Below are 8,065 nucleotides of genomic sequence, written 5' to 3'. Positions count from 1 at the left end.
CTCCCCCTCACGGGCTCCGCATCCCCCCCCCCCCCCCCCCCCCCCCCCCCCCCCCCCCCCCCCCCCCCCCCCCCCCCCCGGGGGGCTACTGGGTGGTGGTGTCGGTGACCACGAGGAACTGGTCGCTGGACAGGTGCATCACGACCCGGGCGTCCGGCCGGCCCTGGGCGCGCTGGGCGGCGGCATACTCTTCGGCCGGCCAGGAGCCGCGGGGGCCACCGGCGGGGAACCGCTCCAGGACGGTGCGCTGAGGCTGGGTGGGCATCGCGTTGCTTCCCTTCGGTGGGCTGGCGGTCACGGGTCCGTGTCCTCGGGGGCGGGGATGTCGCCGAACATGTCGTCCATCGCCTGCGTGACGGCGGGCCGGTGTTCGGGCCGGGTGGCGTTGAGGACCGTGTTGGTGAGGTCGATCAGGTCGATGTCGTCGAACAGATCGGTCAGGTCCGCGATGGTCTCTGGGTTCAGGACCACGCCGTCGGGGCGTTCGCTGTCCATGAAGCAGTTCATGGCGTCGATGTAGTCGGCGAGCCGGTGGGCCATGGCCGGGGTGACGTCGAAGCTGTGGCAGTGCTCCAGGCCCGAGCCCAGGGCACCGGTCGGGCTGATGTGGATGCGGATGCTCTGCCCGGGACCGGGAGCGGCCTGCCCGAAGCCGGTGAGGGCTTCGGCGAGAGCCGCAATCGCGTTGTTGCGGTCCGCGTCCGCGGCTGTCGCGGTTGCGGTGTCTGCGTCATCACCGTCGGCGTCCAGCATCGGCGCTTCCCAGAGCACTTCGAGGCTTTCGGCGTGCAGCCGGATGACCCCGTCGGCGGTGCCGGGGAGGGTGAGGTGGCCGATGACGCGTAGCAGGTCGCCGGGCTGTCGCTCGGTGAGCAGGGCGTGCGCGATTTCCGGCTCCATGGTGGTGCAGGGGATGACCGCTTCTTCGACCAGGTGGTCGGTGCCGGCGGAGCAGGTCAGCCGCCAGGAGACGGTGCCCTCTCGGTCGCCGGGTTCAGGTTCGGCGGCCAGGTAGCCGTCCAGCACCAGCGGTATGGCTTCCATCAGCTCGCCTCCGCCAGGTTGGTGGTGCGGTGGGCGGCGTCGTAGGCGTCCAGGACTGCCTTGGCCGGGGTGCCCCGGTCGGCGACCTGATGGCCGTTGGCGCGCGCCCACGTGCGGATTGCGGCCAGCTCTTCCTTGCTGCGCTTCTTGGTGGGAGCCGCCGGGGCCGGGACGGGGGCCAGGGGCGTGGCGTCGTGTACCGCCTTGGCGGCGTGGCCGCCGGCCTTCACCGCGCGCAGCTGCGCATGCGCGGCCTCGAGTTCTGCCTTGGCCTTGGCGACGCGCTCCTCAGCTTCCTGCTGGGCTGCGTCGGTGGCGCGGCGGTCCGTCAGCTCCATGAGATCGCTGCGGACGCGGGCGGCCCGGTTGCGGATGCTGGCGGCGGGGTGGTTCTCCGCCCAGGAGAGCAGGGCCTCGATCACTTCGGTGTCCGCCGTGCCGTCGGACGCCGGGACCGGCGCCTGCCGGGTGCTTTCGTCCGTGTCCGGGGTGTTGGGCAGGGCTGCGTGCTTCACGGCTTCGGCGAGTTCGTTCTCCGACAGTCCGAGCGTGCTTCGGACGTGCTTGGGGCTGTCGCCGTTGTTGAGCATGGAGGCGGCCGTGGCGGTGAAGGCGTTGACGGTCATGGAATCTCCGGTGGTGGTGTCAGGGCTGGTGAGGTGCGGCAGCAGCCGCACCAGGTCGTCTTCGGCGCAGGGCAGTCCGAGGGCGGCCAGCAGGTCGGCGAGGTCGTCCTTGTCGCGGGCGTGGTGGGCGACCACGGCGGAGGCGGCGGTGTTCTGGTCGCTGCCGAGCGGGGTGAGTTCGAGGCCCTCGGCTGCGAGGGCCTCTTTCATGTCGGTGAACATGACTGGCCCTCCTACGCGGCCCTGGTGCGGGGCTTGCGCTGGGCGATGTCCAGCAGCTTGCGGTTGCGCTTCTGCTGGGCCGGCGTGAGCGGCCGGGCCTTCGCGCCGTGGCGGTGCCACAGCGGGGAGGCGGGCGGCTCGGGGTAGGCGAGGGCGTGGTCGACGTCGCGTTCGGTGCTGCTCATGGAGGTCCTCCAGGTGGAGGTCAGGCGTGGTCGCCTTGGCCCTTGGACTTGGGCTTCGGCGCGAGGTCGGAGGCGAACCGCCCGAGGCGGGCCTCAACGGGGTTGGCGGTGATCCAGTCCTCAGCGCATGCCTTGTGCACGGGCTCGCCGGAGTGGGAGCGCATGGGCGTGGGCTGGCCGCACAGCGTGCAGGGGAGGTCCTGCCAGCGGTCGAAGTGCTGGCCGTCGCGCCAGACGAGAAGCTCGCCGGGAGCCGGGATCAGGCCCGGCTCGAACGGCGCCTTCTCCTTCTTGCGTCCCGTGCGGGTCACGGCCGGAAGTCGGGCAGTTGCTGGAACACCTGCGCCACCAGGTCCGGCTTCGGCTTCCAGGCCGGGAGCGCGCCCGTGGCGGGCACGGGCAGGGAGAGCTCCTGGACGTCGGCGAGGACCAGGTGGTGCGCGCCGCGCTCCGCCCAAGGGCTCGCGCACTTCTCGGGCCCCTGATCGGGGTGGCAGCCGGTGAGGCGGGCGACGCCGATGACCGCACCCAGGTGTAGTTCGCGGCCGCGGATCGCGGTGGCGACCAGCGGGTCGCGCAGCACGGCGGGCTCCGGCTTCGTCTTCCCGGCGTGGATGAGGATCCAGCCCTCCCACGGCCAGTGCACCGGCCTGTTCTCCGGGTTCTTGCCCGCGAGGATGCACGTGGCCCACGGCTGGCGGATGGTGATGCCGCGGATCCAGTCGCCTTCGGGGAGAGTGATCACGCTCATGCGGCTCGCCCCCATACCGCGGTGCCGAGGCGCCCGGCGCGGCGGCCGTTGATGGACGGCAGCGTGGTGTGCGCGGGCGAGGCGACGGCGGCGCGGCCTGAGTGCTTGCCGTCGTACAGGGCGGCGTCGGCAGCCCGCTGCAACAGGCTCAGGTCGCGGGAGCCGACCGCGGCCGGGGTCGCGGCGCCGACCGAGGCGGCGACGTCGACGGTGCGCCCGTCCTCGAGGACGACGGGGGTGTGCAGCATCCGGACCAGTTGCGCGAGGCGCTGCTCCAGGCGGGCTGTGGGCAGCTCCAGGACGACGGCGAACTCATCGCCTCCGAGCCTGCCCACGGCCGCGCGCGGGCCCGCCCACGCGGTGAGCCGGGCGGCGGTCGCGGCCAGAACGGCGTCGCCAGCGGCGTGACCCATGGTGTCGTTGACGGCCTTGAAGTGGTCCTGGTCGATGAGGACCACGGCCACGTTGTCGCCGTGGCGGGCCAGGAGCCGGCGGGCGCGGGCGGTGTAGGCGTCGCGGCGCATCAGGCCGGTCAGCGGATCCTTGCGGGTCGCCGCGAGTCGGCGGTGCAGCGCGACGGCGTGCACGGTCCAGCCGGTCAGCGGCAGCGCGGCGGTGGTGATCAGGAGGGTGCGCGGGCCGATCCGGCCCTGAACGCGCAGGATGGAGTCCATACTGGGGATCTCCCTCTCGTCTCGTACGGGTTGGGTGGGCCCGGGACGGGCGGTTGGTTTGGACGCCGTGTCGTCCGTCCCGGGGCGTAGCTACAGCTCGAAGTCGCTGCGGGTGGTCCAGCTGTAGGGGCTCTTCCAGGGGCCGGCCTTCGCGGCGAGCCAGTCGAGCTCCCAGCCGGGCCGCAGCCCGTGCGCGGTCCAGCTGTCCGGCTGCTGGCCGGGGATCTCCAGTCCGGCCTGCCGCGCGGCGAGCGCGGCGTCGTACACCTCGTGGGCGCGTCGCAGGGCTGTATTGCGGGAGTCCGCCTCGCCGGCGAAGACGTGCAAGCCCCGCAGGGCCGGGTTGCTGGTGTGGTGTATCGGGACGTCGACCTCATAGACCTCGCGGTGCGGCATGACGACCCATCTCCTCTCGCTCTCGTGGTTGAGGGGCCACTGCGACCGCCCCGGCCCGGCGGGTGCGGGGTCCGGGGCGGCGCAGAGTGCGCTCAACTCGAAGGCGTGGGTTCAGCTGGCCGTCGTGACGGCGTCGCGCAGGTGCGTGCGTGCCCAGGCCAACAGCGACGCCTGGTCGCCGTCCGTGCTGGTCAGTGCGTCGGTGAGGTGGCCGGCGGCGTCGGTCCAGTTCCTCGCTGGCCTCCCGCCAGGTGCCGATGCTGGACGCGGCGAGGACGTCGCGGACCTCTTCGACCAGGTCGATGAACGCGTTCGGCGTGGTGCCGCGCGGCGCCTGGTCGCCGATGAGGGCGGCGAGGTCGGCGGCGAAGCAGTCACGGAGCGCGGCGAAGGTGTCCGTCCGGGTCTGGGTGGCCATAAGGGCCTCCTTGTCAGAAGTCGAGCTGGATCGTGATGGGGCGCCGGGGGTCTCCCGCGTGGGTGTGGACCGTGCGGCGGTGCGCGGCGAGGCCGGCGACCCCGCCCTGGATGGGCAGAGGGCAGTCCGGACAGCCGTGCCACCAGTCGGTCTCCGGCCGGGAGGTCGGCCGGGGTGAGCGGATGCGGGTGCGGCGGCTGGACTCTCATTCCGTCTCCTTCGAGCCGGGGACGTAGTCGATGGCCGTGGCGACGTGGTGGATGTGCATGAGGCTTCCGGCGTCGTCGATCCGGTCCCGCAGCCTGTCCAGCTGCGCCCACGCCCGCCGCAGCTGCTGCGTGAGCCACTCGGTGTCGCCAGGGGCAGCGGCGACGAACTCCCCCAGCGGAAGGTGTTCGGCGCCGCTGGTGCCGAGGACGGCGACAGGCCGGCCGTCGCCGTCCTCGATGACGCCGGTGTCACCGCCCCTCTGCCGCCAACCGCCGGGAACGGCCTTCAGCCGGGCCTCGATGGCGGTCAGCCGGTCCGCGTCGGGGTGCTGGGCGGCCAGGTACGCGGTGGCCCGGGCGGCTTCCTCGTCGGTGAACAGTTCAGCGAGGCGGGCGCTGTCGGCGTACCGGGCGCGATGCAGGTACTCCTGGGCGAGCTGCCAGTCCGTCCGGTCCGGCTGCGCGCTGGTTTCACGGTGGGCCTGCTGGTTCGGCATGACGTCCATCCCTCTCTGGTCCTGGTCCCGGGTTTTGGCTGCTTGAGGGACCACCGCGACCGCCCCGGTCTCCGTCGCACGGAGGCCGGGGCGGCACGGAGCGTCCGTCAGGCGCGGTAGACGGGCGGGCGGACTCCGGCACGGAGTTCGCGGATGATCGAGCAGGGGCCCTTGGTGGCGCAGTACGCGTCGTCGGTGTCCGGGAGGGCGTTGCCCGTCGTGCCCCACATGTCGCGGGCGAGCGCGTTCACGGTGCGCAGCATCTCGCCGTTGTTGGGGCGGCAGGCGCTGTGCTTGTCGCCGACGCCGTGCCGGTGGGCGCTGATGATGTGCTGGCGTGCCTGGCGGGCGGCCCAGCGGCGGCTGCTGGGGCCGGTGTTCTCGTGGACGTGCCCGCAGTCGTGGAAGGTGTCCAGGTGGCAGCCGGTGCAGTGGTAGGTGACCAGCTGCTGCGGCTCATTGGAAGCCACTTGCCTTCGAACTCGAAGACGACGACCTCCGCGCCCGGGATCTCGGTGTGCGCGAAGGCGGTGACGAGGCCGACGCCGTCCGCGATGCCGCCGCGGGCCTTGACGTTCCAGAAGGTGCGGGGGAGGAAGTCGTCCCAGCCCTTGCCGTGGGGCCACTGGGCGTACATGACGCCCTGCGAGGCGTCGAAGGTCGCCTCGCCGTCGGTGTTCTCGCGCTTGTACTGCTCGATCTGCTCGATCGACCCGAAGTAGGTGGCGGAGAACTCCTCGGACTCCAGGAAGATCAGCCCGTATCCCTCGGGGCGGGTGTCGTGGCCGTTCTCCTTGAGCATGTCGACCATGTCCTCGTAGCCGGGGTTCCCGGGGACGATGGTGCCGACGAGGGGGAGCCGGTAGTAGTCGCAGCTGGTGACGTGGGCCGGGTTGGTGTCGCTGACGTGGTGTGCGGTGCCGTACGTGTTCGTGATCGTGATGCCCATGGCGGGATGTCCTTCCTGGGGTAACGGCGGGCGCCGGGTGATCCCGGCGCCCTGTGGGGTGGGGTTGTTCGGCGTGGCGGCGGTACGCCTCACGCGCGGACCGCGTCGGCGTACTGCGCTTCCAGGTCGGCGCGGCCCTCGGGGTCGTCGTCCTGGAGGTCGTGGTCGTCGGCCTCCTGGTCCACGCCGTCGCCGTGGACGGTGCAGACGGTGTCCGGGTCGTTGTCCATGGCGCCGGTCAGCGCCCGGAACAGGCAGCTGACGCTGTATGCCGGCGCCCACGCCTGCCCGTCGCACTCCGGGTCGAAGGGGCACGGCAGCAAGATGTCGAAGCCGAAGTCGCCCTCGCCGTCGACGTCCTCGCGCAGCGCGAGGGTGAGGTACTGCTGACCGAGGCGGATCTCCGCGACGCGGTCCCGGCCGGTCACCAGGTCCGAGCCCGGCCGCCACCGCCACAGCGGCAGGATCTCCGGGCCGAAGAAGCGGCGGGCCAGCCACAGGTCGCCCAGGCCCTCGCTGCCGTCACGCCCGAGGTCGGCCTCCCGCACCTGCGAGAGCCGCTCCAGGAACGGCTCCAGCCGGTACAGGGCGTCAGCGAAGACCACCGTGTTGAAGCCTTCGGCCGCGAGCCGCTGATGGGACGCGACCATGGCCTGATGCTGGGCGCGGACGACGTCCTCGGGCACGCGCCGGTTGGCCGGGCGCGGGCCCTGGCGCTCCAGGCAGACCGGCAGCGGCGTGGCGACGATGACCGCGACGGTCGGCATGCCGTGCCGCTTGGCGGCCATCACCAGTTCCACCCGCACGCTCTGTTCGACGTTGGTGGCGTCGATGACCGTGTTGAGCTTGCGGGCCATCCGGCGTTCCAGGATCAGCTTGAGGACGTCGGCGGCATCGCTCGTGGCGTCCTGCTGGCCGGGGTCGTCGCTGACCGTGCCGCGCAGGGCGTCGAGGGAGAGGACCTGGGAGGCCGGCCAGGTGCGGGCCAGCGTCGACTTGCCCGAGCCGGAGGCACCGATCAGCACGATCAGCCCGTTCTCCGGCAGGTCCGGGTAGAGCACCGAGGTCATGCGTCGTCTCCTTGCGGGTCGAGGGAGCGGGCCGCCCAGTTCAGGCGCTGCCCGGCGTTGTCGGTGATCAGGGCGGCGGCCTCGTGCAGGGGGCAGGAGGCGTCGCCGTCGCGGTCGGGTTCGAGCTGCTCCGCCCGCCGTGCGGCGGTGCTGACCACCTGGGCGAGCATCGGGAAGAGGCCGCCGGGGACGTCGATGTCCTCCTGGAGCTCGCGCAGGATCGCGGCGAGCTCGCGGGCGTCGACGTCGTCGGCGTTCAGGTCGTCCTCGATCTGCTGGAGGGCGAGCTGGGCGATGCCGAGCGAGGCGCGCACCCGGTCCAGGCGGGTGCGGCTGGTCATCGGGTGGTCGCCTTGGCGGTGGCGACCACGGCGGCGACCGTTTCCCAGCCGTGGTGCCAGGCGGAGTCGAGGTGGAAGGCCCCGTTCATGCCGAAGTCGGCGAGCTTGTAGAAGTTGCCCTTGCCGGTCTTGGTGGCGAGCCGCTCCAGCAGACCCTTGCCCGGGACGCGTCGGTCCGCGGCGTAGTGGGTCGTGAAGGAGATGGCGAGCGCGGCCGCGGCGGCGGCCGGGTGGACTCGGATGCCGAGCGCGCGGGCGCCGGCCCCGGCGACGATCGCCTGCGTGGCCGTGTAGGTCAGGCAGTGGTGCAGGCAGGCCATACGGCCGTCGGCCGTGCCGTGGGTCGTCTTCTCCTTCGTGGCCGGGTCCTCGTAGGTGACCGGGTGGTCGTCGGAGGCACCCTTCACCCGGGCACAGAAGTCGTCCTGGATCCAGAAGTCGCCGACGGCGCTGGCGGCGCGGGTCAGTCCGAGGAGGGCGGCGAAGACGGCGGGACGGTGAGCATGCATGCTGGGGGTCTCCTGATCTCGAAGGGGTGAGGGAGCGGGCGGCCGGCCTTTTGCCGGTGCTGCGGCCGCCCGGTGCGGCCCCGGGGGGGGGGGGGGGGGGGGGGGGGGGGGGGGGGGGGGGGGGGGGGGGGGGGGGGGGGGGGGGGGGGGGGGGGGGGGGGGGGGGGGGGGGGG

At 72.7% G+C, this 8,065-nt stretch carries 15 protein-coding genes; all 15 read right to left on the bottom strand.

Translation table 11 applies throughout. The features are described from left to right. Nucleotides 1-85: 85 nt before the first annotated feature. The 15 genes from ACZ5C2_RS38360 to ACZ5C2_RS38290 all read right to left on the bottom strand — a co-directional run bounded on the left by ACZ5C2_RS38360 (nucleotide 86) and on the right by ACZ5C2_RS38290 (nucleotide 7,891). Nucleotides 86-265, bottom strand: coding sequence for a hypothetical protein (locus ACZ5C2_RS38360; protein ID WP_468801574.1), 180 nt, complete (start codon nucleotides 263-265; stop codon nucleotides 86-88). 29 nt (nucleotides 266-294) lie between these two features. Further along, nucleotides 295-1,044, bottom strand: coding sequence for a hypothetical protein (locus ACZ5C2_RS38355; RefSeq protein WP_468801572.1), 750 nt, complete (start codon nucleotides 1,042-1,044; stop codon nucleotides 295-297). After that, a complete protein-coding gene (locus ACZ5C2_RS38350) occupies nucleotides 1,044-1,892 on the bottom strand; it encodes an Lsr2 family DNA-binding protein (protein WP_468801571.1) in 849 nt (282 codons plus the stop codon). Before ACZ5C2_RS38350 ends, ACZ5C2_RS38355 begins: the two co-directional genes overlap by 1 nt. An 11-nt stretch (nucleotides 1,893-1,903) precedes the next feature. After that, on the bottom strand, nucleotides 1,904-2,077 hold the full coding sequence (locus ACZ5C2_RS38345; RefSeq protein ID WP_468801569.1) for a hypothetical protein: 174 nt from the start codon (nucleotides 2,075-2,077) through the stop codon (nucleotides 1,904-1,906). Nucleotides 2,078-2,097: 20 nt separating this feature from the next. Further along, nucleotides 2,098-2,388, bottom strand: a complete 291-nt coding sequence (locus ACZ5C2_RS38340; protein ID WP_431998562.1) for a hypothetical protein — start codon at nucleotides 2,386-2,388, stop codon at nucleotides 2,098-2,100. Continuing rightward, nucleotides 2,385-2,828: an ASCH domain-containing protein gene (locus ACZ5C2_RS38335; RefSeq protein WP_468801567.1), complete on the bottom strand. Its 444-nt coding sequence runs from the start codon at nucleotides 2,826-2,828 to the stop codon at nucleotides 2,385-2,387. Before ACZ5C2_RS38335 ends, ACZ5C2_RS38340 begins: the two co-directional genes overlap by 4 nt. Next, nucleotides 2,825-3,502, bottom strand: coding sequence for a GGDEF domain-containing protein (locus tag ACZ5C2_RS38330; RefSeq protein ID WP_468801566.1), 678 nt, complete (start codon nucleotides 3,500-3,502; stop codon nucleotides 2,825-2,827). Before ACZ5C2_RS38330 ends, ACZ5C2_RS38335 begins: the two co-directional genes overlap by 4 nt. A 90-nt stretch (nucleotides 3,503-3,592) precedes the next feature. Continuing rightward, nucleotides 3,593-3,898: a hypothetical protein gene (locus ACZ5C2_RS38325; RefSeq protein ID WP_468801564.1), complete on the bottom strand. Its 306-nt coding sequence runs from the start codon at nucleotides 3,896-3,898 to the stop codon at nucleotides 3,593-3,595. Further along, nucleotides 3,876-4,316, bottom strand: coding sequence for a hypothetical protein (locus tag ACZ5C2_RS38320; RefSeq protein ID WP_468801562.1), 441 nt, complete (start codon nucleotides 4,314-4,316; stop codon nucleotides 3,876-3,878). The genes ACZ5C2_RS38325 and ACZ5C2_RS38320 overlap by 23 nt, the downstream gene beginning before the upstream one ends. Nucleotides 4,317-4,521: 205 nt before the next feature. After that, the gene (locus ACZ5C2_RS38315; RefSeq protein ID WP_468801561.1) at nucleotides 4,522-5,022 is read right to left on the bottom strand and encodes a hypothetical protein; all 501 of its coding nucleotides are present in this window, start codon (nucleotides 5,020-5,022) and stop codon (nucleotides 4,522-4,524) included. A gap of 107 nt (nucleotides 5,023-5,129) precedes the next feature. Further along, complete coding sequence (locus ACZ5C2_RS38310; protein ID WP_468801559.1) at nucleotides 5,130-5,285, bottom strand: hypothetical protein; 156 nt, start codon at nucleotides 5,283-5,285, stop codon at nucleotides 5,130-5,132. Next, nucleotides 5,270-5,971 (bottom strand): hypothetical protein, encoded by a 702-nt coding sequence (locus ACZ5C2_RS38305; RefSeq protein ID WP_468801557.1) that lies wholly within the window; start codon nucleotides 5,969-5,971, stop codon nucleotides 5,270-5,272. The genes ACZ5C2_RS38310 and ACZ5C2_RS38305 overlap by 16 nt, the downstream gene beginning before the upstream one ends. A gap of 89 nt (nucleotides 5,972-6,060) precedes the next feature. Continuing rightward, complete coding sequence (locus ACZ5C2_RS38300; RefSeq protein WP_468801556.1) at nucleotides 6,061-7,041, bottom strand: AAA family ATPase; 981 nt, start codon at nucleotides 7,039-7,041, stop codon at nucleotides 6,061-6,063. Then, nucleotides 7,038-7,382 (bottom strand): hypothetical protein, encoded by a 345-nt coding sequence (locus tag ACZ5C2_RS38295; protein WP_468801554.1) that lies wholly within the window; start codon nucleotides 7,380-7,382, stop codon nucleotides 7,038-7,040. The genes ACZ5C2_RS38300 and ACZ5C2_RS38295 overlap by 4 nt, the downstream gene beginning before the upstream one ends. Next, nucleotides 7,379-7,891 (bottom strand): hypothetical protein, encoded by a 513-nt coding sequence (locus ACZ5C2_RS38290; RefSeq protein WP_437076449.1) that lies wholly within the window; start codon nucleotides 7,889-7,891, stop codon nucleotides 7,379-7,381. The genes ACZ5C2_RS38295 and ACZ5C2_RS38290 overlap by 4 nt, the downstream gene beginning before the upstream one ends. Nucleotides 7,892-8,065 lie beyond the last annotated feature (174 nt).

Source organism: Streptomyces sp. NPDC031365 (genome assembly GCF_055569765.1).
Note: the sequence above shows the minus strand (reverse complement) of the source record. Positions and strands in the feature narration are given on the sequence as shown.